Source organism: Paraburkholderia sp. BL25I1N1, assembly GCF_003002025.1.
In the GTDB taxonomy this organism is placed as follows: domain Bacteria; phylum Pseudomonadota; class Gammaproteobacteria; order Burkholderiales; family Burkholderiaceae; genus Paraburkholderia.
This window is the reverse complement of sequence record NZ_PVZB01000021.1, coordinates 27,752-51,794: the sequence shown is the minus strand read 5'-3', so window position 1 is coordinate 51,794 and position 24,043 is coordinate 27,752. Positions and strand designations below refer to the sequence as shown.

General features: G+C 62.7%; 18 protein-coding genes. 11 read left to right on the top strand and 7 right to left on the bottom strand.

Features of this window, described 5'->3' with window-relative positions; translation table 11 throughout:
• Window positions 1-181: 181 nt before the first annotated feature.
• The 3 genes from B0G73_RS28040 to B0G73_RS28030 all read left to right on the top strand — a co-directional run bounded on the left by B0G73_RS28040 (window position 182) and on the right by B0G73_RS28030 (window position 3,957).
• Window positions 182-1,159 (top strand): hydroxymethylglutaryl-CoA lyase, encoded by a 978-nt coding sequence (locus B0G73_RS28040; protein ID WP_106284438.1) that lies wholly within the window; start codon window positions 182-184, stop codon window positions 1,157-1,159.
• Window positions 1,156-2,400 carry a CaiB/BaiF CoA-transferase family protein gene (locus B0G73_RS28035; RefSeq protein WP_106284437.1) on the top strand — a complete coding sequence of 415 codons (1,245 nt, stop codon included), beginning with the start codon at window positions 1,156-1,158 and terminating at the stop codon, window positions 2,398-2,400. The genes B0G73_RS28040 and B0G73_RS28035 overlap by 4 nt, the downstream gene beginning before the upstream one ends.
• Before the next feature lie 72 nt (window positions 2,401-2,472).
• A complete protein-coding gene (locus tag B0G73_RS28030) occupies window positions 2,473-3,957 on the top strand; it encodes an MFS transporter (RefSeq protein WP_106284436.1) in 1,485 nt (494 codons plus the stop codon).
• 47 nt (window positions 3,958-4,004) lie between these two features.
• On the opposite strand, the gene B0G73_RS40675 is transcribed toward B0G73_RS28030, so the two are convergent.
• The 3 genes from B0G73_RS40675 to B0G73_RS28020 form a co-directional block, all read right to left on the bottom strand.
• A complete protein-coding gene (locus B0G73_RS40675) occupies window positions 4,005-4,145 on the bottom strand; it encodes a hypothetical protein (RefSeq protein ID WP_166679071.1) in 141 nt (46 codons plus the stop codon).
• A gap of 126 nt (window positions 4,146-4,271) precedes the next feature.
• Window positions 4,272-4,739, bottom strand: a complete 468-nt coding sequence (locus B0G73_RS28025; protein ID WP_106284435.1) for a hypothetical protein — start codon at window positions 4,737-4,739, stop codon at window positions 4,272-4,274.
• 257 nt (window positions 4,740-4,996) lie between these two features.
• Complete coding sequence (locus tag B0G73_RS28020; protein ID WP_258193586.1) at window positions 4,997-6,538, bottom strand: hypothetical protein; 1,542 nt, start codon at window positions 6,536-6,538, stop codon at window positions 4,997-4,999.
• On the opposite strand from B0G73_RS28020, the gene B0G73_RS41425 reads away from it, so the two are divergent.
• Both B0G73_RS41425 and B0G73_RS28015 read left to right on the top strand, forming a co-directional pair.
• Window positions 6,513-6,959: a hypothetical protein gene (locus tag B0G73_RS41425; protein WP_258193585.1), complete on the top strand. Its 447-nt coding sequence runs from the start codon at window positions 6,513-6,515 to the stop codon at window positions 6,957-6,959. The genes B0G73_RS28020 and B0G73_RS41425 overlap by 26 nt on opposite strands.
• An 834-nt stretch (window positions 6,960-7,793) precedes the next feature.
• The gene (locus B0G73_RS28015) at window positions 7,794-8,879 is read left to right on the top strand and encodes a glycosyltransferase family 4 protein (RefSeq protein WP_106284433.1); all 1,086 of its coding nucleotides are present in this window, start codon (window positions 7,794-7,796) and stop codon (window positions 8,877-8,879) included.
• 30 nt (window positions 8,880-8,909) lie between these two features.
• Here B0G73_RS28015 and B0G73_RS28010 read toward each other — a convergent pair whose 3' ends face one another.
• From B0G73_RS28010 to B0G73_RS28000, 4 genes are all read right to left on the bottom strand, one after another.
• Window positions 8,910-11,300, bottom strand: a complete 2,391-nt coding sequence (locus B0G73_RS28010) for a PIG-L family deacetylase (protein WP_106284432.1) — start codon at window positions 11,298-11,300, stop codon at window positions 8,910-8,912.
• A gap of 131 nt (window positions 11,301-11,431) precedes the next feature.
• Window positions 11,432-11,884 carry a GDP-mannose mannosyl hydrolase gene (locus tag B0G73_RS28005; RefSeq protein WP_106284514.1) on the bottom strand — a complete coding sequence of 151 codons (453 nt, stop codon included), beginning with the start codon at window positions 11,882-11,884 and terminating at the stop codon, window positions 11,432-11,434.
• Between the two features lie 45 nt (window positions 11,885-11,929).
• Entirely contained in the window at window positions 11,930-12,079 is a 150-nt protein-coding gene (locus B0G73_RS40670; RefSeq protein ID WP_166679073.1) for a hypothetical protein, read from the bottom strand.
• 113 nt (window positions 12,080-12,192) lie between these two features.
• Window positions 12,193-14,481 carry a hypothetical protein gene (locus B0G73_RS28000; protein ID WP_106284431.1) on the bottom strand — a complete coding sequence of 763 codons (2,289 nt, stop codon included), beginning with the start codon at window positions 14,479-14,481 and terminating at the stop codon, window positions 12,193-12,195.
• A gap of 802 nt (window positions 14,482-15,283) precedes the next feature.
• Here B0G73_RS28000 and B0G73_RS27995 point away from each other — a divergent pair.
• The 6 genes from B0G73_RS27995 to gmd all read left to right on the top strand — a co-directional run bounded on the left by B0G73_RS27995 (window position 15,284) and on the right by gmd (window position 24,041).
• A complete protein-coding gene (locus tag B0G73_RS27995) occupies window positions 15,284-16,273 on the top strand; it encodes a helix-turn-helix domain-containing protein (protein WP_106284430.1) in 990 nt (329 codons plus the stop codon).
• A gap of 85 nt (window positions 16,274-16,358) precedes the next feature.
• The gene (locus tag B0G73_RS27990) at window positions 16,359-17,906 is read left to right on the top strand and encodes a mannose-1-phosphate guanylyltransferase/mannose-6-phosphate isomerase (protein ID WP_106284429.1); all 1,548 of its coding nucleotides are present in this window, start codon (window positions 16,359-16,361) and stop codon (window positions 17,904-17,906) included.
• 53 nt (window positions 17,907-17,959) lie between these two features.
• Complete coding sequence (locus B0G73_RS27985) at window positions 17,960-19,345, top strand: undecaprenyl-phosphate glucose phosphotransferase (RefSeq protein WP_106284428.1); 1,386 nt, start codon at window positions 17,960-17,962, stop codon at window positions 19,343-19,345.
• Window positions 19,346-19,410: 65 nt separating this feature from the next.
• Window positions 19,411-20,550, top strand: a complete 1,140-nt coding sequence (locus B0G73_RS27980; protein ID WP_106284427.1) for a polysaccharide biosynthesis/export family protein — start codon at window positions 19,411-19,413, stop codon at window positions 20,548-20,550.
• Between the two features lie 49 nt (window positions 20,551-20,599).
• Complete coding sequence (locus B0G73_RS27975) at window positions 20,600-22,834, top strand: polysaccharide biosynthesis tyrosine autokinase (RefSeq protein WP_106284426.1); 2,235 nt, start codon at window positions 20,600-20,602, stop codon at window positions 22,832-22,834.
• Window positions 22,835-22,922: 88 nt separating this feature from the next.
• The gene (gmd, locus tag B0G73_RS27970; RefSeq protein WP_106284425.1) at window positions 22,923-24,041 is read left to right on the top strand and encodes a GDP-mannose 4,6-dehydratase; all 1,119 of its coding nucleotides are present in this window, start codon (window positions 22,923-22,925) and stop codon (window positions 24,039-24,041) included.
• Window positions 24,042-24,043 lie beyond the last annotated feature (2 nt).

Genomic DNA, 24,043 nt, shown 5'->3' with positions numbered 1-24,043 from the left:
TTAAGGGTTTCCCCTTTGCGACGGCTCACGCCCGTCCCGCCTGCCTGAGCCGTCATCGTGAGCGGCGATGGAGTGCGTCGCCAACGCAGACTTTCGCGCACGCCGATGCGCGGGCACGCTGTCACTCAGTTGCTTCATCTCCCCGCATTCTCCGCGGCATTAAAGACCGGGATTCAAGACCATGAGTGACATCCAGGAGCGCGTCGTCGTGACCGAAGTCGGTATGCGAGACGGTCTGCAAAGCATCGCCCGTACGATGCCCACCGAGTTCAAACGGCGCTGGATCGACGCCGCCTATGCGGCCGGCGTGCGCCATATGGAAGTCGCCTCGTTCGTGCCGGCGAAGCTGCTGCCGCAGATGGCCGACGCCGACGAAGTCATCGCCCACGCGCTCACCTACGACGATCTGATCGTGACGGCGCTGGTGCCGAACGTGAAGGGTGCGCAGCGCGCGCTCGAATCCGGCGTGCACCGGATCGTCGCGCCGATTTCGGTGAGCACCGCGCATAGCCTCGCGAACGTCCGGAAGACGCCGGCCGAGATGATCGAGGCCTTCGCGGCGATGCGCGAGTTGATCGACGGCGCGTCGAAAGCGGGCGCGCGGCGCGTCGAATTGATCGCGGGGTTATCGACGGTGTTCGGTTGCACGCTGCAAGGGGCGGTGTCGTACGCGGATATCGCCGCGATCGCCCGCGCCGCGGCGCAAGCGGGCGCCGATGTGATCGCGCTCGGCGACACCACCGGCGAAGCGACGCCGCGCCAGGTCGGCGAGATCATCGAACTGGTGCGCGACGTCGTGGGCGGCAAGCTGCGCTCGCTGCATTTCCACGACACGCGCGGTCTCGGTCTCGCCAACACACTGGTCGCGCTGCAACACGGCATTCGCGAATTCGACGCGTCGCTCGCCGGGCTAGGCGGTTGTCCGCATGCGCCGGGCGCGACCGGCAACGTCAACACCGAAGACCTCGTGTTCATGCTCGACAGCATGGGCTATGAGACCGGTATCGATCTGGACCGTCTGCTCGCGTCGCGCGCCGTGCTCGCCGACGCTTTGCCCGGCGAACCGCTGTACGGCTATCTGGCGCGCGCCGGCTTGCCGAAACAGTTCAGCGCCGCCCGTCAACGTTTCGAATCCTCCGACTCGCAGGTACTGCAATGAATCCGCTTTCTTCTCCTTCTCCTTTTTCTTCGGCGCCGCAGCCGCAGTCTGGCACGCTGCCGCTCGCGGGTATTCGCGTGGTCGAGTTGTCGCATATGGTGATGGGCCCGACCTGCGGGATGATTCTCGGCGACCTCGGCGCCGAAGTGATCAAGGTCGAACCGCCGCGCGGCGACGGCACGCGTCGTTTGCTCGGCACCGGCGCGGGCTTTTTTCGCACCTTCAATCGCAACAAGAAAAGCGTGGCGCTCGACCTCGATAGCGAAGCGGGACTGGCTGCGCTGCACAAACTGGTCGATACGGCCGATGTGTTCGTCGAGAACTTCAAGCCCGGCCGCATGGCGAGCCTCGGTCTCGATTACGCCTCGCTGCGCGAGCGCAATCCGAAGCTTATCTACGTCTCGCACAAAGGCTTCCTGAACGGTCCCTACGAACACCGTCTCGCGCTCGACGAAGTCGTGCAGATGATGGCCGGCCTCGCTTATATGACGGGACCGGTGGGCCGCCCGCTACGCGCGGGCAGTTCGGTCAACGACATCATGGGCGGCATGTTCGGCGCGATCGGCGTGCTCGCCGCCTTGCACGAACGGCACGCGAGCGGCCGCGGCAAGGAAGTGCAGAGCGCGCTATTCGAGAACTGCGTGCTGCTCTCCGCGCAGCACATGCAGCAGTTCGCCGCGACCGGCGTGCCCGCCGCGCCGATGCCCGAGCGCATCAGCGCATGGGCCGTGTACGACGTGTTCACGCTCGCCAACGAAGAGCAGATGTTTATCGCCGCGACCGGCGACGGTCAGTGGCGCGCGCTGTGCGCGATTCTCGGCCGGGCGGATCTGCTGGCCGACCCGCGCCTCACCACCAACAACGACCGCGTGCAGGCGCGCGAATGGTTGCTGCGGACGCTCGGCGAAACGCTGAGCCAGTTCGAAGGCGCGGCACTGGTGCCGCAGTTCGAGCGTGATCACATTCCGTTCGCGTCGATCACGAAACCCGAAGAGCTGTTCGACGATCCGCATCTGAACGAGAGCGGCGGTCTCGCTCGCCTGACGCTTGACGACGGTAGCGAAACCGCCATGCCACTGCTGCCGATTTCACTCGACGGTGCGCGTCTGCAACCGCGTCAACCAATCGCGAAGATTGGCGAGCACACCGCTCAAGTACTACGCGATCTGGGCTACGACGAAGCGCAGATCGCGGCGCTGAACGGCGGCTCGAATCAGATGCCGCGTGAAGTCGCTGCCTGAGTGCTGTGCCCGAGGCATCGAACTTAGTCAATCAATCTCATCCGGCGCAAGACCGGACCAAGGAGACAGACGATGAAGTCGTCGAATCAAGCGGTATATGCAACGGCGGTCGGCGATGCCGGCGCGCTCGGCGGATTGCCCTCCGGCGCGGGCGCATCCGCGAATGGCCTTGCCGACGAAATCGCGCGAGACGGCGCGCGCATTTCGGCGCGGCTCGACCGCCTGCCGGCCACGCGTTCGATCTGGAAGCTGGTGATGCTGCTGAGCCTCGGGCTGTTCTTCGAACTGTACGACCTCATGTTCTCCGGTTACATCGCACCGGGACTCGTGCGCAGCGGCATTCTCACCGCGACGACACACGGGTTGTTCGGCACGAGCGGTGTGGCGAGTTTCATTGCGGCGTTGTTCGCGGGTCTGTTCATCGGCACGGCCGCGTGCGGGTTTCTCGCCGATCGCTTCGGCCGTCGAGCGATCTTCACGTGGTCGCTGCTCTGGTACACGGCGGCCAACATCATCATGGCGTTTCAGGATACGGCGCTTGGGCTCAATCTGTGGCGTTTCATCGCGGGAATCGGCATTGGCGTGGAGATCGTCACGATCGGCACGTACATCTCCGAACTCGTGCCGAAGCATGTGCGCGGCCGGGCGTCGGCATGTGCGCAGGCAGTCGGGTTTTGCGCGGTGCCGATTGTCGCGTTTCTCTCGTATCTGCTGGTGCCGCATCGTTACTTCGGTATGGATGGCTGGCGTCTGGTCGTGCTGACCGGCGTGGTCGGCGCGATCGTGGTGTGGTGGATTCGCCTGCGTTTGCCGGAGAGCCCGCGTTGGCTCGCGCAGAAAGGCCGGATCGACGAAGCGGACGCGATCATGACGCGGCTGGAAGCACGCGTCGAGCGTGAATACGGACGGCCGCTGCCGGAACCGGCGTTGCCCGAACCGGTGCGCGCACGTGCGGCGTTTCGCGATCTGCTGGTGCCCCCGTATCGCAGGCGCACGTTGATGCTGATCGTCTTTCACGTATTTCAGACGATGGGGTATTACGGCTTCGCGAACTGGATTCCGACCTTGCTGATCAAACAGGGCATTACGGTGACGACGAGTCTGATGTACGCGAGCATCATCGCGATTGCCGCGCCGCTCGGGCCATTGCTGGGACTGCTGATTGCCGACCGCTTCGAGCGTAAGACGGTGATCGTCTGCATGGCGGCGGTGAACGTGGTGTGCGGCCTGGCGTTCAGCCAGGCGCGCGAGACGGTCTTGCTGGTGAGCCTGGGCGTGTGTCTCGTGCTAGCGGGAAATATTATTTCGTATAGCTATCACGCGTATCAGGCCGAGTTGTTTCCGACCAGTATCCGGGCGCGGGCCGTGGGATTCGTTTATTCGTGGAGCCGGATTTCGGCGATGTTCTCCGCGTTCGTGATCGCGGGATGTTTGAGCCGCTTTGGCGTGGACGGCGTGTTCGTGTTTATTTCCGGAGCGATGGCAGTGGTGATGCTGGCCATTGGAATGCTCGGGCCGAAGACACGGGACGTGGCGCTGGAGGATATTTCGAAGTAATTCGCTGATGAGAATGCCCGCCTGTGTGTGGCGGGCTTGCTTGCTTTTTAGTGCTTCTTCTGCGTTGCCGACACGCTCGGTGCTACGCGGATCGGCGGCGCGCCGGATGGCGAAGTGGCAGGTTGGGGTTTCTTCGCTTGCTTCGGTTTCTTGACTTCGCGGTTACTGCGCATTTGACCTTTTGCCATGATGGACTCTCCAATTGGCGGTTTTTGCTCTACATACGAGCAATACGCTAGTGTGCGCCTGTTTTAGCACTTAATGTTGGGGTTTCTGTTTTCAAGGCGCTTGCCTGGCTTGGGTCGCAGCGAAACTTACATCAAGCCCAGCAGCCTGGCCGGCGCGCAAGTCACGCAAGAAATCTGGCCGGTTTTTTCCAGTGCGATGAAAGCAATTGCCAGCGCCACGAGAATAATCGACGCGACGGCGAATATGTGTTTCTTGCGCGAGCGTCGCGAAACGGCGTCGGCAGCGGTCGCGATCTCAGGCACGGCAGCCACGGTCTGGACCGCTACTGCGGGCTCCGCATGCAGCGCGTCGACATCCTTGACGAGTTCCGAGAGCACGCCCAGTTTTTTGCCCACAATTTTTCGCTTGAGATGGACGCGCTTGAGTTCGCTCTCGAGTTCGGTGAAATACGACTCCAGCGAATTCGATTCGGCTTTCAACCGTTCGAGCATCGACGATACGTCTTCGGCTGCTTCGGGTGTGGGGAGGGGAATGTTGTGATTCCAGCTTTCAGCGATCGGATTTCTGTAGTTCATCTGGTAGGTGTTGCTCACGTCTTACCTCGCCCGCTGAGATTACTGGCCTATCGACCGTTTAAAGGAATAGTGGATTGTAGGCAGCCCAAACTTGCTTAGCTATAAGACAAATCTCAAGGTATTGGTGCGATCCTGCGACATCGTGGCTCGTTTTCGATACCGACCTTGCGGTGCCTGTTTCGAACGGTCAAAAAAAGAACGTCAGCCGGCCCATGAGCCGGCTGACGTTTTCATGTCCGCCGAGTACCCGAATCCGGGTCTGTCAACCGCGCGTCTTACATAGCGGCGTAACCCACCGGCGTCGTCGCGTTGGCCTTGGCGACCGACGCATTGTTCGACACCACATACACCGGCGATTCGGTCAGGTTTAGCGTCAGCACACCATTGCTGTAGTTCGCATTGGTTGCGTTGCCCATCATGTCCACCACCTTCACGGTGCCGCTCGTGCCCGGCGCGTCGACGTTGAGGCTGTACGCGACGCTATAGGTCGAGCTGAAGCCCGCGCTCGCGCTCCACACGTTATTGTTGTGCGCCCACAAGGCGGTGACGACCGCGCCGTTGCCCACTTGCTGGAACGCGTAGGCGTAGACGCCAGTCGGCGTGCCGTTCACCGGACCGAGTGTGGTGGTGCCGTCGAGCGTGTGCGTCATCGCGCTGATCGCCATGGCGACCGGCTTCGGACTGATATTGGTCGCGCCGTACGCGCCTTGCGCATCGCTTAGGTCGAAGAAGGTGCCGTAGCCGACTTCATCCGGATAGTCCGCGCCGTAGAACACGTAGGTCTGATCCGCGCCTTCGCCGAGCGTGATGATGTGCATGCGCGCCGCGACCGCCGCTTGTGCGTACAACACGTTCGCCGTCGGATAGTTCGGACCGTACGACGTGCCGAGGTCGTAGCTGATGCCCGCTTCCGTCGAGAACAGATGCATGCCGGTCCGATAGTCGGTGGCCATTTCCGCGCGCAGGTTGCGCATCTGGCCGCGCAATGAACCGTCGGCGGTGGACGGGTCGCTGTCGTAGCGCTCAGGCGGATGCGACGGCGACGTGCCCGCGTCGTAGTAACCATGCGTGGCGACCGCGTCGATGTATTGGCCGAAGCCGAGCGACGCGAGGCGCTTCAGGTGCGAAGTGGTCAGGCTCGGGAAGGCATCGGCCGGGCCCATCACCATCGCGTGCGGGTCGGTCGAATGAATGCCCTGGTAGGCCGCCTGGTACAACGCGACAAAGTTGGCGTCGGTGTCGGTCCACATCTGGTTCGGTTCCCACGTCACCTGATAGTAGTTCGCCGACTGGGTCGGGAAGTACGCGGCGCGAATCGCGTTCGATTCCGTGCCGACACGGCTCATATAGCTCTGGTAGTACGACATGTCGGTCGGCAGCCTCGTGTCGTCCTGGAAGGCGCCGGTGCTGCTCGCCCACGCGGGAATGCCGTCGAGGCGGATCAGGCGCATCACGTTGCCGCTCTTGTAGAACGAGTCGAGATTATTCGCCGACGGGTTGAACGTGTTCGGTCCGTTCGGTTCCGTGCTGGAGAGCTGGCGATCGTCGATGGTCGACGAAATGCCCAGCGCGGCGAGCAGCGGACCGTTGTCGTTCGCACCCTGCATGCCGAAGCGATGCTGCTCCTGGCGGGCATACGTCACGGCCGGAACGACGCCGGACAGGTTCGGCGTGACGCCGAAGCTGGCGATGCCGACCGGACGCGTGCCGGCTTGCGGCAACTGTCCGCCGTTCTTGGCCAGCGTGCCCGTCGCCGCGAAATAGCCGGCGAGTGTCGAGGTGCAATCGAACGTGATGGTTTTCGCGCCGCTCGGCACGGCGGTGCTGCCGCTCGCGGCGACGCGGCCGAGCGTGTCGGTGACGGCCCAGTTCAGCGTGTCCGCGCTCGGCGCGTTGGTGTTGAAGACGAGCTGGAAGGTGCTGCCGGACGCGAAGATGCGCGTGCCGTCGGCGCTCGGCGTATCGGCCGAGATCGTTGCGCTGCCCGAGCCGCCCGAGGTGGTCGGCGAGGCGCAGCTCATCGCCGCGGTGGCGCCCGTGGCGCTCAATGCAGCGGTGCCGGTGCTGGCGTTGCCGGCGGCGGAGGTGCTGGCGGAACTGCTTGAACCGCTGGTGCCGCCGGACTGCGCTGCCGCGGTGCTGGCGGCGCCGTTACTGCCGCCGCCACCGCCGCCGCATCCGGCGAGTGCGAGAGAGAGTGTCGAGAGTAGGAGTAGTCGTGATTTCATCAATCTGTAAGCAATGCGTTAGCTGATCATGCGTCTACGTCCTCGCGCAAAGCGCGTTGGGGAGGTCGAGCGAACAGCGGGGTTCATTTGCAAGCCAGCCGATGACCGAGGCTTCGACACTGGCGTCCTGAGTGCGCAGCGTCGTGACTGCGCGAGGGTGATGCCTTCCCGGGATGCCGGCTCCGAAGCGCTTCTGTGCAAGAAGCGTTTGTCATACGAAACCGCACCGCTGACATGAGCGGGTTTTGGCGGAATCGGACGACCGGGGAAAGTACGACGAAAACGGCCAGCCTATTGAGGAGTAGCGCGATTCAAATCGCAGCACGTGAAGTCACGGCGCGAGCCGACGAACTTTTTACTGTCCGTAGGCTGAAACAACTCAGTTTGGGAAGAATCGACCGCAACGATACGCATTAGTATGCTTAAAAGACGTAACGAGTCGTTACGTATGAACATTCATGCAGTACTAATTGCTTTGATCGCATCAATATATCTGTCAGGCGAGAATAGTATTTGTCCGCCACATCGAATTAGGGTCGTAAAAATTTGAAACGGATGCCTAACTATCCAGCGCGATCAATCGACTGAGAAATGGGCGTTAGCGCTCATTGGTCAGCCGAAAAGCTCTTAGGGTTGGCGTAAAAGTGCTGGACCTTGGGTGTAAGGTTTCTTCGCGACATGGACTTCGTAGCGGAACTGTCGCTGTTTTACAAAAGTATTGATGCGCTCCGAAAAGCGGAACGCGCCAACCACGATGTTGGATGCCGGCGTTATTTTGCGTCTGCAATAACGGGGGCGGCATCCCTCCGCTGCGCAAAAAGGCGGTTATCCAGAGAGATAGATCGTGAGGATTCTTCAACTGGTTCATGCACCGCGTTTGTCCGGGGCGGAAGTACTCGTAAAGGGATTGGCCATTCATCATCAGCGCGGTGGCCATGAGGTCTGCATGACATCGCTGCTCCCGGAGCAGGAGGATTTCGCCGCCATTCACGCAGAACTTCAGGCAGCCGGCGTCACGTGTCTGTTTCCCGAGGTTCGCTACGGCAGGGTGGGAAAGCTACTGCATCTGTATCGCGTGGTGCGGCGGTTCCGGCCGGATTTCATCGTGGCTCACGCCACGCTTGCCGCGCTCTATGTGCGCCTTCTGCCGGTCCATACGCCGATCGCATGGGTCATGCATTCCGGCGTCAACGATTTCGAGAACGGGGCGCTCAAGCGCGCCGAACGCCTGCTCTCGCGACGCGCGAGAGCTGTCATCGGCGTGTCGCAGCAGAATATCGACGACTACCTTCGCGAGATTGGCCGGCATCCCTCCATGGTCGTGATTCCGAATGGTGTGGATGCGCAATTGTTCTCGGAAGACAACGACGTCGTCGCGCCGGATATCGGCGTGCACCCGAAGCAGATCGTCCAGCTCGGCCGCTATATCGAAGGCAAGAGCCAACTGGACACGATCCGCGCGTTCGAGCGCGTGCTGCAATCGGAGCCGGAGGCGCGGCTGTTGTTGTGCGGCGTCGTCGAAGATCTCGACTATCACAGAGCGGTGCTGTCGCTGGTTCGTCAGCTCGGCCTGGAAAGCAAGGTGACGGTGGGCGGGCCGCGTTCCGACGTCGCCGCGATTCTGCGCGCCTCGCGTGTCTTCGCGATGCCGTCGCGTTTCGAAGCACAGAGCATTGGTTTTCTCGAGGCGCTTGCGTCGGGCATTCCAATCGTGGCGAGCCGGATTCCCTCGTTCGGTTTTGCGAGCGCGTTTGCCGGTGTCAGCCTGGTCGACACGACCGATGCGGAAGCCTATGGCCGCGCGCTATTGCACGCACTCGACACACCGCGCGCGAACCGGCAGCTGGCCGGCTACACGCTGCACGACACCGCGGATCGTTACATGACGATCGCACGCAAGTTCGTTCACCCGCTCCGGGTTTCGGCCTGACGTCGATCGGGCCGGCCGGCTTGCGTTACGTTATTGCGCGAGCCGGTCGATTCGCACGGTTTCCGAGAAAAGCCCCGGCAGTTTGCCGAGTTCCTGCGCTTCGCCCAGCGCCAGGCCGTTTCCGGATGGATAGCGCGTGATTGCCGGTGCGCCGCCGGTGAAATAGAAATCGCCGAGGGTGGCGTCGGTCCGTCGAAACAGCACGAGTGCCGCCCCCCGTTTGTCACGCACGAATTCCGGAAACACATCCGACCACGACATGCCGTGCAATGTCGCCGCCTGGGCCGGCGCGCTCGCCGCGCCGCTCAGGTCGAGCGTGGCGACGTCGATCATGGCTTCTTCGCTCGATTCGTCCAGATGCGGCGTCAGCAGAATCAGCGTATTGCCGTCGCGGCCATGCACGGCGCCCATTGTCACTTTCACGAAGCCGGGGGCAAAAGTCGCCGGCAACACGTTGCGCTCGCCGACGCTCATGCGCGTGCCCTCGTTGGCGATCGGCGTGATCGCGAGGCGTCCGTCGGCGCCCTCCACCGCGACCAGCGAGGCGCGCGAGCCGGCCGTTTCGCGTGTCAGCAGATTGACGTTCTGCGGCAGATTTCTGGCCTGCGCCCAGAGCACCGGCGCCGATCCCGTTGAGATGCCCGATCCTTGCGCAGACGCCATCCATAGATCGAGCCCGCTGTCGGGCCGCTTCTGCGCGATCAGCACGCTGGCCCGTCCGGTGCCGGTAAAGTCAGCCGCCACATATTGCTGCGTCAGTTCCGGCCTGAACGCGTTGCTCGTTTGCAGCCACAGGCGTGGAGGCTCGAACGATTCGCCGGTACTGCGAAGCAACCAGAACGCGGTCCCGCCCTGGCGCGCCGCGACGATCATCAGATCTGCCTTGCCGTCGCCGTCGAAATCAGCGAGCAGGAAGCGCACGCTGTCGAAACACAGTTTGTCGCCGGCGCAACTCGGCGCGCTCGCCAGGGGATCGAAGGGGACGGCGCTCGCGTACCACAGCGCGGGCGCCGACGCCTTGGTGAGCGACGCGGCATACACGTTGAATCCTGGACCGTCGTGTTGCCGCTGCACGTACACCACAGACTGTTCGCCCGAGCCGGCGATGTCGCCGACCATCGCCGCGGCGAGCCTCAGGTCGTTCGCCTGCGTGTGTTGCGTGGTGGCCCAGCGGTAGCGCGTGGTGAGCGCGGTGCAGCCGCGCATGGTGAGCTTGCCGTCGTTTTCGCCGAGACAATGCCGCATCGGCGTATAGACGAGGCCGAAGTCCCACGGCGTCCAGCTTTGCGCCACATCCCATTGATCGCAAGTCTCGGCGACCAGGTAGCCGTCGCGCTCGGCGATACATTGCGAGGTCGCGACGCTCACGAGCGCGGCGTTGCGCGTATTGCCGGGATACACGGTCAGCGGATCCCATCGCCATTGCTGCGCGGACGAGTCCGTGCAGGCGGCGAGCGTCGGCGCGCGGCCTGGTCCCGCGGAAGTCAGGCAGCGGCTCGCCGCCGCGTTGAACAGCTGGATCGGATGAGACACGAAATCCGGCACGCGGCGATCGGTGCGATCGGCAACCACATAGCGGCGCGAAATCCAGTTGCCGTCCCACTGAAACTCGCCGAATACGTGGGACGACTCGCTGCCGTCGATGGAAAAATAGCTGGCGACGATGTCACGCTTGCGCTGCACTTCGGCAGCGGGAAGATTACCGGGCCAGCCGCCGGTCGGATAGGTGACGTGGTAGACGATCGGCACGCCTTTGCCAAGTGTCTGCGCAACGTGGCGAGTAATACGCGCCGAATAGATATGATCGGGATGCTCGATAAACGGGACGGTGTCCGGATTGAGCGTGTAGATCAGCGTGGCCGGCGCAAGCATCGCTTTTAAAGTAGCCGACAAGGAATCGCGATCGTATTTCACACGCACGGAGCCGTCCGCGTTCATCGGATACGTGGAGATCGTGGCGTGTTGTTCCCACAACAGGCCGAGCGGTACGCGGCCGCCGCGCACGGCGCCGCCGGGCAGGCGAAGTTCGAGCAGGCGCACTTGCGGCCTGGCCTTCAGCACCATCTGATGCACGAGCTTGCCGGCAATCGTAACGTTTGATTCGAGCCACTCGTCGGGCACGCCGGCCATGCGCGCGTAAGCGAGCCGCGAAGCCCGCTCGCGGGTTTGAACGTATGCGAAATCCGCACCGTTGGCACCGCCGATCAGATGCACCGTAGTGATGCACCAGCCCGCGTCGAGACGCTCGCTGATGGCGGGGTCTACGAAGAGCAGATCGTCGTCGAGGTGCGCGACTACCGTGACCAGTGTGCCGGGGCCGCACTCAGCCGCGCGCGCCGCGCCCGGCGGGAAGGCGAAGAAGAGCACCGCGAGAAAAGCAAAGAATGCATCGCGAACGAGCGGGCTTGCCGATAATCGCATAGTGATTCGAACTCTGACGGTGAGCTCGCATCATACTGCGGCGGCCATGACCGGCGCGTTGCCGAACTCACAGTCGGTGACAAATCGCGATCCGGCGTGGGTTCAGCCTCGTGCGACGGCCTGCGGCTGCGTTAGAGGAAGTAGGCTTTGGTGTTGTCGTGGACGTCCGCGCGCGCGAGCAGTTCCGAACGCGCAAGCCAGAGGTATTCGCTGTGCTGCTCGGGCCGTCCGAGCGGCGCGGTGCCCGGGAGCGTGAGCGAATAGGCGAGCACGATGTAATGCGTCGACACGTCCGGCTCGCCCGCGAAGTTGTCGCTGTAGTGATGCTCGAACACGCCTTCGAAGCGTGCCGTCGAGCGCGACAGTTTCGCGACGCCCAACTCGGCGTCAGCGATGCGGGCAAACGCGGCGTCGAGTGTTTCGTCTTTGTGGATGCGGCCGCCGGGAACGAACCAGGTGCCACGGGCAGGGCGGTTGCGGCGGCGGCCGACCAGCACGCGCCCTTGCGTATCGCTGACGATCAGATCGAACGCGACCAGAGGCGTGAGGCGGACCACGTCCAGGAAATCGATCTCGGTCAGCAGCATGTCATCTCCCGCGTTTCTCGCGCCGGTTGAACGCGTCATCAGCTAATAGTCGCGATGGTGATCATCGTGTCGCGTGAGCCGGCCCGAGACGCTCGTCAGAAAAAGCGCGAGCACAATTGCGCCGATCGTCGCGAAGAGAAACGCGCCGATCAATGCGGCCAGTATCAGCGTCATCCATGCAAGGCCGTTCATGTCTCGGCTCCGGCGTGTTGGTAGGCATGCTAACGTGCATCCGCTTGCATACTATGTGCGCCAGTCGCCGCAGAGGCTGTCCCATCACGCCGAAGTATCGGCACATCGCGCCGCTAATGCGTCACGTAACCCTCGGGCGTGGTGACAGCGTCCTTGAAGACGTCGGCGTTGCCGGAGACGACATAGACCGGCGCGGGCGAAAGTTTCAGGTTAGCCACGCCGTCGCGGTACGGCAAGCTCGTCGCGTTGCCCATCATGTCGAACACCGTCACTTCGCCGGCCGTGCCCGGCGCATCGACTCGCAGACGATAGTCCACGCTGCGACTCGCGTCGAAGCCGCTTTGGGCGTTCCACATGTCGTTGTCGTGCGTCCATAGCGCGGTGACGATCTTGCCGCCGCCGAGCCGGCGGAACGCGTAGGCGTAGACGCCTTTGGGCAGATCCTTGAGCGGGCCGAGCGTGTCGGTGCCGTCTATGATCCGCGTCATGGCCGCTACCGCGAGCGCCGCGGGTTTCGGGCTGATGCGGGCCGGACCGTAGGCGCCCTTCGGATGATCGAGCTCGAAGAAAATCCCGTAGCCGGGCGCGGCGTCCGGCATATCCGCCAGATAGAACACGTAGGTCATGTCGGCGCCTTCGCCGAGCAAAATCAGATGCGTGCGCGCCGTCACCGCAGCCTGTGCGTACAGCACGTTCGCGCCCGGATAGTTCTTGCCATACGACTGCCCGATGTCGTAGCTGATGCCGGTTTCGGTCACGAAGAGCGGTGCGCCGGGCTTCAGGTACAGACGCATTTCGTGGCGCAGCGCGCGCATTGCGGAGGGCAGCGCGCCCGGCACGGTGCCCTGATTGCCGGTATCCGCGACGCGCTCGGGCGGGTGCGAGGGCGTGGTGCCGATGTCGTAGTAACCGTGAATCGTCATGCCATCCATATAGCGGCCGATGCCTTGCGGGCCGAGTTTGCGCATCCACGTGACATTACCCTGCACTGACGAATAGGTCGGACCCATGACCACCGCATGCGGATCCGTCTGATGGATGCCCTCCCAGACGGCCTTGTACATGGCGATGAAATTCGCGTCCGTGTCGCGCCACGGCAGACCGCCGTCCGCGTCCGGTTCCCACGTCACCTGATAGTAGTTATCGCGCTGTTTGGGAAAGTAAGTCGTGCGCACGCGATTCGACTCGGCGCCCACCTTGGCCATGTAGTCCTTCATCTGCGCGGGCGATTTCGGCGCATAGCTGTGCGTCTCGGTCTTCGTGGGACTCGCCCACTGCGGAATGCCGTCGAGCTGGATCAACCGCAGCAGGTCGCCGCGCCGGAAGAACGGCGTGAGCTGTTTGCTGGCGGGCTCGAACGTGCCCGCTTGTTTCGGCTCCTCCATATACCAGTTGCGATTGTCGTTGACCCACGTGAGGCCGAGCGCGGTATAGACCGGCCGGTAGCCGTCGCCGTCACAGCAGTGTTGCCCCGGCGCAAGATAAGCCGCGCCCTGTCCGCCGAAGCGGTGCAGATCTTCATACGGAAAGCGTACGACGGGTAACGCAGCGGACGCATCGGGCAGCACGCCGAATGTCGCGATACCCGCGGGGCGCGTGCCGCGCGAATCGAGCTGACCATGAGCACGTTCCAGCGACGCGGACACCGCGAAGTAGCCCGCCACGCTGGACGCGCAACTCAACGTGGACAGCGTCGCTCCCGCCGCAACGGGAAAGCGTCCGCTGGCGCGCACGGCATTCCACGTGTCGCGTATCTGCCAGTTGAGCGTGTCGCCTTGCGTCGGGCGCGTGGCAAAAACCAGCGCAAACGGTTTGTTCACGGCGAACAGGCGCGTGCCGTCGCTGGGCGTATCGGCTTCGAGCAGATCGCCGTTCGCGGCAGCAGGTACTTGCGATGAAGGCGACGAGCAACGCAGCCCTTGTCCGGGCGGCGCCTTCAGGTTCGTGGGCGCGGCAGATTGCATTGCCGCACCCGGCGCTGCGTCGGGCTTTGCGACAGGCGCCGGTGCGTTGCTCGCCACCGTCGGTGCCATCGCGCAACGTTTCTCCACCCCGGGTGCAGGATCGCCGAATACGCCGTTATTGCACTCCGCACTGGTCGAGAACGTTTTGACGACGTGTTGCTCCGGCGTGCCATACAGCACGTCGCGCGTGCCGTTGAAGCGGCACGTGCCGTACTCCGCCGCGCACGGCGTCCACTTCCTGCCGTCTGCGGTGAATGGGCCATTGCTCACACCATTTGCCTGCGGCGCAGCATCGGCGGCCATGCATCGGCCGGCGGCGACGCCAAGCAGAATGACGGCCACTGCCGAGATAGCGAGGGCCATTTCCTGCCGTACTCCGCCGCCGGTAAAGGTGCCGTCGCGGCTTCGCGGCGCGCGCTGTTCGCGTACATTCGACATGTGCTCCCCGTGTCGTTCGCTGTCCTTCCAAGGCCACAGACGCGTCGCCCAATTACTAGTTCACCAGGTCAGAGCCGCCTCGTATGACACCTTCGTGCAATGTGTTGCGGAAACCGCATAGTGTATTTCCGCACACCGCTGGCGGAAATAGTCCGGTCCCGTCTCGACACATTCCGCCATTGGCCCGTCTATTGCCGTGCGACCTAAAGGTATCTTATTTGTGTGTTTCAGGTTTGAAACATTAATCGTCGTGTTTATATGCGTGCGATCCAATAACAACCAAGTAAATAATTTTGTCGAACTCTCAAGTGTTTATATTGGTTGTTCGTTTTACTTATTGCCATCCCCGCGCATATATCGTCAGAAGAAACCTTAGTGGGCACGGGCTACGGCAGACGTCGGGATTGTAAAGCCGGTTGCACTCATTCTGACGCCCTGACGGGGAAAAGTCACTTCAAATCCACTTCGCGATGGATAGATCGAATTGTAACTGCGCCGTTTTCGAGTAGTCGTGGTGTGTGCGGTGGCGTACGAAATGGCGTTTTTATTTGCATTAACATTCGCAGAATGCAAATTCATTCCTATGCGGAATCGGCAATTAATTCGTTGAAAAGACGGCGGTTGCGGGGTTGTTCCGAAAATCCCTGGTTGGTCACCCTGTCCATACGCCAACATGTCTGCGCTTTCGGTCATGGCGGCTAAGTGCTTGAAGGGCGGTGACTATGATGCGCTGCACAGAGGATGGCCTCTTTGCGGCCTTCCAAGGTGAAAAGTAGATCCGTTTTCTGGTGAGAGGATGACTATGACCTGCGCGAGTCTCGAGTCCGCAATGCTGCGCTGGGTGCACGCTCCGAGCAAGGGTATGCGTCGCATCGCGATACTGATGTTCAACGACTGCTCGCTGCAGGGAGCAGGGGTTGTCGCCGAGGTGTTCCAGGCAGCCAACGAAATGGCTTCGTCCGGCTCGGGCGGTTGGTTATACGACGTTTCGTTCCTGTCGGCCGACGGCGGCATGGTGACTTCGTCGTCCGCGCTGCGGGTCTGGACCGACGGACTCGACGCGCGGCATTACGGCGGTTTCGACGCGTTGTATGTAGCGGGTGGCAAAGGCGCATTGGCTGCCGCCAACGACGAACGCCTGATTGCGTGGCTGCGCCGTGTGCGCCGCAATACCGGCATGATCCGGCCGATCGCGGAAGGTCGCGCGTTGCTCGAGGCGGCGTTCGTGCCCGACAACCACGAGCTTGGCGATGCGCATGCACAGTCGGCGCCGACGCCGGCGCGCCAGCCTGAGCAGACGGCCGATGCGGGCGATCGTCTCGAATCGATGCGAAGCGCGCTCGCCATGATCAAGCGCGATCTCGGCGGCGCCACGGCGCGTACCGTCGCCGAGCGTCTGCTGGCGGACTCATGCTCGAATCTCGCGCCGCTGCTCGGCGAAGACGGCGGCCTGAGTCCCGGCGACAAGGTGCGCGCGGCAGCTCGCTGGCTGCAAGAGAATTGCCAGCAGGCGATTTCGATTGCCGACGCGGCGCAGTTCGCCGCGATGAGCGAGCGCAACTTTCTGCGCCGCTTCAAGATGGAAATGGGCATTACGCCCTCGAGTTTTCTGTTGCACGAGCGCCTTGCGGTGACCTGCAGCCTGTTGACCGAATCGGAATTGCCGGTCGACAAGATAGCCCGCCGCACCGGCATGGGCAACGGCGATCGACTCGCGAAAGTGTTTCGTAAGCGGATGAGAATTTCGCCGACCGAATTTCGAATTCAAAGTCGCCGACTAGTCGGCGAATAGCGACGGGGCCAGCCGGCGAGCCGTGTGGCAACACGGCATCCGGTCCGTACTTCCATCGACTTTGGGAATTATAAGGAATGCGAATATGTTGACTCAGGGAGCTGTAGGCGCCGCGTCGGCCGGCACGCATGCGGCGGGTGCCGCGACGGCGGGCGCGGGTTCCACGCGCATTGTTCCAGTCATTCTGGCGGGCGGCTCCGGCACGCGCCTGTGGCCGGTATCGCGGGAAAACTATCCGAAGCAACTGATCGACGTCGTCGGTTCCGACTCGCTGCTGCAAGCTACCGCGCGGCGCATGGACGGCTTTCCGGCCGGCTGGAGCGTGGATGCCTCGCCGATCATCGTATGCGGCGAAGAACATCGCTTCGTGATCGCAGAACAACTTCATGAAAATGGCGTCGACGCTCGTCTTATTGTCGAGCCCGCTCGTCGCGATACGGCACCCGCATTGACGCTGGCGGCGTCGCTGGCGTGCTCGGAGGGCCGCGACGCGATTCTCGTCGTCATGCCGGCGGATCATTCGATCGCCGACGTGCCCGCCTTGCAGGCCGCGCTGGAACTCGCAGCGCGCTACGCCGAGCAGGGTTCGATCGCGACACTGGGCGTGCCGCCCACGCGCCCCGACACCGGCTTCGGTTATATCCGCGTCGGCGCCGAACTGGCGGGCGGCGGTCATGCGATCGACGGTTTCGTCGAAAAGCCCGCGGAAGAACTCGCGGCGAAGTATGTGGCGGCGGGCATGTACTGGTGGAACAGCGGCATCTTCATCGTCCGCGCCAGCGTGTGGCTGGACACGTTGAAGCGTCTGCAACCGGACATGCACTCGGCCTGCGAACGCGCATTCACGGGCGGCCGCATGGACGGTGCGTATTTCCGGCCATTGGTCGATGCATTTCTGGGTGCGCCCGCCAACTCGATCGACTACGCGGTGATGGAGCGCCTCACCGAGACTGTCGGCCCCGACACACCAGACAGCGCGCCGGCGACACCGGCAGGCGTCGTGATCGGACTGAATGCCGGCTGGTCCGACCTGGGTTCCTGGGACGCCGTTTGGGCCGCGATGGAGAAGGACGCCAACGGCAACGCAGGACGCGGCCGTGTGACGTTCGAAGGGGCGTTCTCCAGCTATGCGCATTCGGAAGGCCGGCTGGTTGCCTGTGTCGGCACCACCAACGTCGTGGTGGTCGAAACCGCGGACGCGGTGCTGGTGGTCGACCGCTCGCACGTGCAGGACGTGAAGGGGCTGGTGTCGCGCATCAAGGCGCAGCACGCGCCGGAGGCCGACGCGCACCGCAAGGTGCGCCGTCCTTGGGGTTTCTACGATTCGATCGACCATGGCGAGCGTTTCCAGGTCAAGCGCATCGTGGTGACGCCGGGCGCGCAACTGTCGTTGCAATTGCATCACCACCGCGCGGAACACTGGGTCGTCGTGCGCGGTACGGCGCTCGTCACGCGCGGCGAAGAGCAGTTTCTGTTGAGCGAAAACGAATCGACCTATATCCCGCTCGGCATCAAGCACCGGCTCGAAAACCCGGGCAAGGTGCCGCTCGAAATCATTGAAATCCAGTCAGGCGCTTATCTCGGCGAAGACGACATTGTGAGGTTCAACGACAACTACGGCCGCTGCTCCTAAACAGCACGCCGGATTCAACTGCGGACAAGAACGGCAAGAACGAGGTGACCAGAATGCGCAAGTTTCAGGATTTGCTCGCGCGAGTTTTCGATGTTGCATTGGTATTGGTGGGTGCGGCGGTGGCGTCGCAGATCCGCTTTGACTACCTCGCTCAATCCGGATTCTATTGGGCCCTCGTGATGTTTTCCGCCGCTTTCGCGTTGGCTATCTTTCCGGCGTTCGGCGTCTACGAATCATGGCGCGGCCGCTCCAAGCTGGTGCTGGCCGGCCAGGTGTCGCTCGCGTGGCTGATGGTGCAGGTCAGCGCGCTCGTGCTGATGTATTCGCTGCATCGTATCGACTTCGTGTCACGGCTGTGGTTCTCATACTGGACGGCGGTGACCGGCGGCCTGCTGATCGCGTACCGCCTGATGACGCACGCCGTATTGGCGAGGGCACGCAGCGCGGGACTGAATCTGCATCAGGTCGCGATCGTCGGCAGCGGCTCGCAGTGCGACGCGATCATTCGCCGGATCAACGCCGCGCCGACTACCGGTTTTCGCGCCACGGCCGTGTACAACGCGCGTCCGGATGTGTCGCCGGTCGCGAGCCCCGGAGTCCCGGTGTTCGACACGGTCGACGCGCTGGCCGGCTACATGCGGACCAACGACGTCCACGAACTGTGGCTGATGCTGTCGCTTTCCGAAGAGCCGCTGATCTGTTCGCTGGTCAGCGAATTCCGCGACGACCTGGTGAACATCCGTTTCATGCCGGACGTGCGCAGCCTCGCGCTATTCGAGGGCAGCGGCGTGATCGATCTGCTCGGCGTGCCGGCGATCAATCTGGTGGCTTCGCCGCTGTCCGCGAACTCGATGCTGAAGAAGGAAATCTTCGACCGCCTGTTCGCCTTGACCGCCTTGATCGCGCTCGCACCGGTCATGCTCGTCATCGCGATCGCGGTAAAGCTGTCCTCGCGCGGTCCGGTTCTGTTCAAACAGAAACGCAAAGGCGCCGACGGTCGCGTGTTCACGATCTATAAGTTCCGTTCTATGCGGTTGCACACGGAGCAAAAAGGCACCGTCAGGCAAGCTACGCGTAACGATCCGCGAGTCACGAAAGTGGGCGCCTTCCTGCGCCGCACGAGCCTCGACGAATTGCCTCAATTCTTTAACGTGTTGCGTGGCGACATGTCGGTCGTAGGACCGCGTCCCCATGCACTCGAGCACGACGACCTCTATCAGAAAGTGGTCGCGGGCTATATCAATCGCTACCGCATAAAACCGGGGATCACGGGGTGGGCACAGATCAACGGTTTTCGTGGCGAAACCGACCGCATCGAGAAGATGGAACGTCGCGTCGAACATGACCTGTATTACCTGGGCCATTGGTCGTTCGCGCTCGACATGCGGATTATCGGCGCGACGATAGTCGCCGGACTGGTGCATCGAAACGCTTATTAGTTGTTAACAAAACGCTGCGCGCTTCGTCCCTTGAGGAAAAACGCCGTGGCACAAGGAGGAACATCATGAGCTCGCTTGGTCTACGCACGGGAAGTCTCCTGGTTTTCGCTACGGCAACACTGCTTTCTGGATGCGGAATCGCGCCCGGCCAGCGGATGATCACACCGGCCGCCATTCAGGACACCGGTGGTGATTACAGTACTGAGCCGTCGCAGCAACAGCAGATTCCGATTACCGATATCAATCTCTCGCTGCTGCGCAAGATGAACCAGGCGCAAATGGCGTCGACGCTGCCGCCGGCAACGACCGCACTGTTCGGCAAGCCGACCGCTTACAAGGTCGGCCCCGGCGACGTGCTGCAGATCGTCGTGTGGGATCACCCGGAACTCGCGGCCGCGCTCGGCCAGCCGCAGCAGAACGCGAAAACGTCGGACGCCGCAGCCGGCTTCCTGATCGACGAAAACGGCGACGTGCAGTTCCCATATGCCGGTACGGTACATGTGGCCGGCAAGGACGCCACGACGATCCAGAAGGAGCTCTACAAGCGTCTGAGCAAGGTGTACCAGAAGCCGGAAGTGACGGTGCGGGTGGCTTCGTTCCGCGCGCAGCAGGTTTATATCGACGGCGAAGTGCGCACGCCTGGCGCGCTGTCGGTTACCGACATTCCGATGTCGCTGACGAACGCGATCGGCCAGGCCGGCGGCCTCAGCGCCAATGCGGATCGCAGCCGCGTGGTGTTGCTCCGCAACGGCGTGCCGTATCACTTGAACGTGGACGACCTGATCAAGCGCGGCCGCAATCCGTCGGACATCTACCTGCAACCGGGCGACGTGCTGCGGGTGGCGTCGCGTGAAGACAGCGGTGTCTACGTGATGGGCGAAGTCAACAAGCCGGCGACCATCCTGCCGATGCGCAACGGTTCGTTGACGCTTTCGCAGGCCATCTCGGACAGCGGCAGCTTCGACTCGAACACGGCCGCGGCGCGGCAACTGTTCGTGATCCGCAACTCGACGAGCGAAACGCCTGAGGTGTACCACCTCGACGCGACCTCGCCGGTGTCGATGGTGCTCGCGAATCAGTTCGAACTGCAGCCGAAAGACGTGGTGTATGTCGGTCAAGGCGGGTTGGTCCGCTTCAACCGTGTGTTGAACCTGCTGCTGCCGGCGATCAACGCGGCTGTGACGGGCGCCGTCCTCGCGAAATAGTAACCGCACAGCGTGAACTTGAACCTCCGGACCTTGTTGGGTGAAGAAAATGGCAATCAACTTTGAAAACCGTTACACCGACGTGTCCGGTCCGGACGAGCTTCACCTGTCGGACTATCTGCGCACGATCGTGCGAGGTTGGCGCACGATCGTCGTGGTGACGCTGATCGCGCTCGCGCTGGGATGCGCGTACGCTTTCCTCGCGCCGCCGACGTACCGCGCGGATGTTCTGTTTCACGTAGAGGACAAGACGGCGAATGCCAATGCGAACGGCAAGGATTCATTGCCGCCGCTCACCGGCATGTTCGACACCAAGCCTTCGACGGCGGCGGAGATCGAGTTGCTGAAGTCGCGGCTCGTCACGGAAGAGACCGTCAAGAAACTGCACCTCGATATCACGGCTGCGCCGCGCTATTTTCCGTTTATCGGCGGAATGATCGCGGGGTTGGTGAACGGGCAATGGGGCTTCAAGTTGCCGCAGTTCATTAACCTGTCCGGCTATGCATGGGGTGACGAGAGCATTTCGGTGTCGCAGTTCGACACGTCGAAGGAAATGTACGACACGACCTTCACGCTGATTTCCGGCAATGACGGGTCGTACGTACTGCGGGACAAGAACGGCATTGCGATTCTGTCGGGGAAAGTCGGCGAAACCGTCGAAACGGATACGGCCGACGGCCCGATCACGCTGCGCGTCGATAAGCTGGTCGGCCCTGCCGGCTCGCGTTTCGAATTGCAGCGCGCCTCGACGTTAAGCACCGTGGACCGTTTACAAAAGGCTTTGCTGGTGCAGGAAACCACGCTGCAATCCGGTGTGATCCGCGCGAGTCTGGAAGGCGGCGACGCCGGCTTGACGGCGGCGATCGTCAACAGCATGGCGCGCGAGTTCGTGCGTCAGGATGTGGAGAGCCGTTCGACCGAAGCCGAGCATATGCTGGCCTTCCTCGATCAGCAACTGCCGGGCTTGCGCAAGGAACTCGACGACGCCGAGCAACGCTACAACAAGTTCCGCAACACGCATGGCACGGTCGACCTGGGCGAAGAAAGCCGCCTGCTGCTGCAACAGATCGTCGATAACAAAACCAAGCTGATGGATCTGCAGCAGCAACGCGCGGAGATGTCGCAACGCTTCACGGCGAATCACCCGGCGGTGGCCTCGCTCGACGCGCAGATCGCCGCATTGCAAGGCGCCGCGGCCAACATGAACCGCAGCGTGGCGGTGATGCCGGATACGGAGCAGACCGCCTTGCGTCTGCTGCGCGACGTGCACGTCGATACGGAGCTGTACACCAATCTGCTGAACAGCGCGCAGCAACTGCGCGTGGCGAAGGCGGGACAAGTGGGCAACGTGCGCGTGGTCGATTTCGCCGAAGCGCCTGATGAACCCGTGCGGCCGAAACGCGTGATCGCGATCCTGATCGCGCTCGGCGGCGGCCTCGTGCTCGGCATTCTGCTGACCTTCTTCAAGCGCGCGATGTACGGCGGCGTTGAACGTCCGGACGAACTCGAAGGCATGCTCGGCGTGCCGGTGTTCGCCGTGGTGCCGCGCAGCCAGACGCAGTTGAAGCTGCAGGAAAACGTCATGCTGCGCCGTCGCGGACTGCATGTGCTGGCGCAGCAGGCGCCCGAAGACATCGCCGTGGAAGGCGTGCGCAATCTACGCACCTCGCTGCAGCTCTCGCTCGATCACGCCGAGAACAACGTGGTGATGATCACCGGCTCGCGGCCCGATTCCGGCAAGTCGTTTCTGTCGGTGAATCTGGCGGCGCTGGTGGCGTCGGCGAACAAGCGCGTGCTGATTATCGACGGCGATATGCGGCGCGGCGACGTGCATTCGCATTTCGGTGTCGCGCATCAGCCGGGTCTGTCCGATGTGCTGAGCGGCGGCGACCTGAGTTCGATGATTCAGCGCGATGTGCTGCCGGGTCTCGACGTGCTTGCCAAGGGCACGCTGCCCTCGCATCCGGCCGAACTGCTGATGAGCAAGCGCTTCGAAACGATGCTCGAAGAACTGAAGTCGCACTACGACCTCGTGATTGTCGACACGCCGCCGGTTCTCGCGGTGACCGATTCGACGGTGATCGGCAAGTATGCGGGCACGACGCTGCTGGTGGTGCGCCACGGCCGCCATCCGCTCAACGAAGTCATGGAGACGGCCAAGCGGCTGCGCAATGGCGGCGTGGGGCTGAGAGGCGTTCTGTTGACCGATGTGCCGCAGGAAGGTGCGTTCCTCGGCTCGGGCTATCAGGGCGGCTACTACGGCTACGACAGCATTGCCGGTTGAGGCAGCGGCCGACGGCGGGCGGCGCAACAAAGCCGCGCAGCCAGGCTTCCGGCACTCGGATTGCACAGGTTAACGAGGAGAAGGCTCCATGAAACGTAAGGTCGCGCTGATCACCGGCATCACTGGACAGGACGGGTCGTATCTGGCGGAGCTGCTGCTCGCCAAGGATTACGACGTACACGGCATCAAACGCAGGTCATCCCTGTTCAACACAGACCGGATCGATCATCTTTACCGCGATCCCCACGATCCGGACCAGCGGCTCTTTCTGCACCACGCGGATCTGACTGACTCGACCAGCATTTTGCGCGTGATCCAGCGCGTCGAGCCGGACGAGATTTATAACCTCGCCGCGCAGAGCCACGTCGCGGTGTCGTTCGAGGAGCCGGAATACACCGCCAACGCGGACGGCCTCGGCGCCTTGCGGATTCTCGAAGCGATCCGCATTCTCGGCTTGCAGGAGAAAACGCGCTTCTACCAGGCCTCGACCTCGGAGCTATACGGTCTCGTGCAGCAGGTGCCGCAGTCGGAGACGACGCCGTTCTATCCGCGCAGCCCATATGCGGTCGCCAAGCTGTTCGCGTACTGGACCACCGTCAATTATCGCGAGGCTTACGGTCTCTACGCGTGCAACGGGATTCTGTTCAATCACGAATCGCCGGTGCGCGGCGAGACGTTCGTGACGCGCAAGATCACGCGCGCTGTCGCGCGTATCGCGGTGGGCATGCAGAAGACCCTGTATCTCGGCAATCTGTCGGCGCTGCGCGACTGGGGCCATGCGCGCGACTACGTGGAGATGCAATGGCGCATGCTCCAGCAGGAGCAGCCGGAGGATTACGTGATCGCCACCGGCGTGCAGTACAGCGTGCGTCAGTTCGTGCAGCACGCCGCCGCTGAACTGGGCGTCACCGTGCGTTTCGAAGGCACCGGCGTGGACGAAATCGGCATCGTCGAAAAGGTGGAAGGGCGCGAGATCAGGATGTCGCCGGGCGACGTGATCGTGCGGGTCGATCCGCGCTACTTCCGGCCCGCCGAGGTCGAGACGCTGCTCGGCGATCCGTCGAAGGCGCATGCGAAACTCGGCTGGCAGCCGACCACCTCGTTCGCCTCGCTCGTCAAGGAAATGGTGCGCTCTGACTATCAGATCGCTCGACGTGACGCGCTTGTCACGCTGGCCGGATTCACGGCGCTGGAACATCACGAGTAACG

Excerpts from the sequence above, each read along its gene's own strand:
- B0G73_RS27975 (WP_106284426.1), top strand. The coding sequence starts at position 20,600 with ATGGCAATCAACTTTGAAAACCGTTACACCGACGTGTCCGGTCCGGAC.
- gmd (WP_106284425.1), top strand. The coding sequence starts at position 22,923 with ATGAAACGTAAGGTCGCGCTGATCACCGGCATCACTGGACAGGACGGG.
- B0G73_RS27995 (WP_106284430.1), top strand. The coding sequence starts at position 15,284 with ATGACCTGCGCGAGTCTCGAGTCCGCAATGCTGCGCTGGGTGCACGCT.
- B0G73_RS28000 (WP_106284431.1), bottom strand. The coding sequence starts at position 14,481 with ATGTCGAATGTACGCGAACAGCGCGCGCCGCGAAGCCGCGACGGCACC.
- B0G73_RS40670 (WP_166679073.1), bottom strand. The coding sequence starts at position 12,079 with ATGAACGGCCTTGCATGGATGACGCTGATACTGGCCGCATTGATCGGC.
- B0G73_RS40675 (WP_166679071.1), bottom strand. The coding sequence starts at position 4,145 with ATGGCAAAAGGTCAAATGCGCAGTAACCGCGAAGTCAAGAAACCGAAG.
- B0G73_RS27980 (WP_106284427.1), top strand. The coding sequence starts at position 19,411 with ATGAGCTCGCTTGGTCTACGCACGGGAAGTCTCCTGGTTTTCGCTACG.
- B0G73_RS28035 (WP_106284437.1), top strand. The coding sequence starts at position 1,156 with ATGAATCCGCTTTCTTCTCCTTCTCCTTTTTCTTCGGCGCCGCAGCCG.
- B0G73_RS28040 (WP_106284438.1), top strand. The coding sequence starts at position 182 with ATGAGTGACATCCAGGAGCGCGTCGTCGTGACCGAAGTCGGTATGCGA.
- B0G73_RS28010 (WP_106284432.1), bottom strand. The coding sequence starts at position 11,300 with ATGCGATTATCGGCAAGCCCGCTCGTTCGCGATGCATTCTTTGCTTTT.
- B0G73_RS27985 (WP_106284428.1), top strand. The coding sequence starts at position 17,960 with ATGCGCAAGTTTCAGGATTTGCTCGCGCGAGTTTTCGATGTTGCATTG.
- B0G73_RS28030 (WP_106284436.1), top strand. The coding sequence starts at position 2,473 with ATGAAGTCGTCGAATCAAGCGGTATATGCAACGGCGGTCGGCGATGCC.
- B0G73_RS27990 (WP_106284429.1), top strand. The coding sequence starts at position 16,359 with ATGTTGACTCAGGGAGCTGTAGGCGCCGCGTCGGCCGGCACGCATGCG.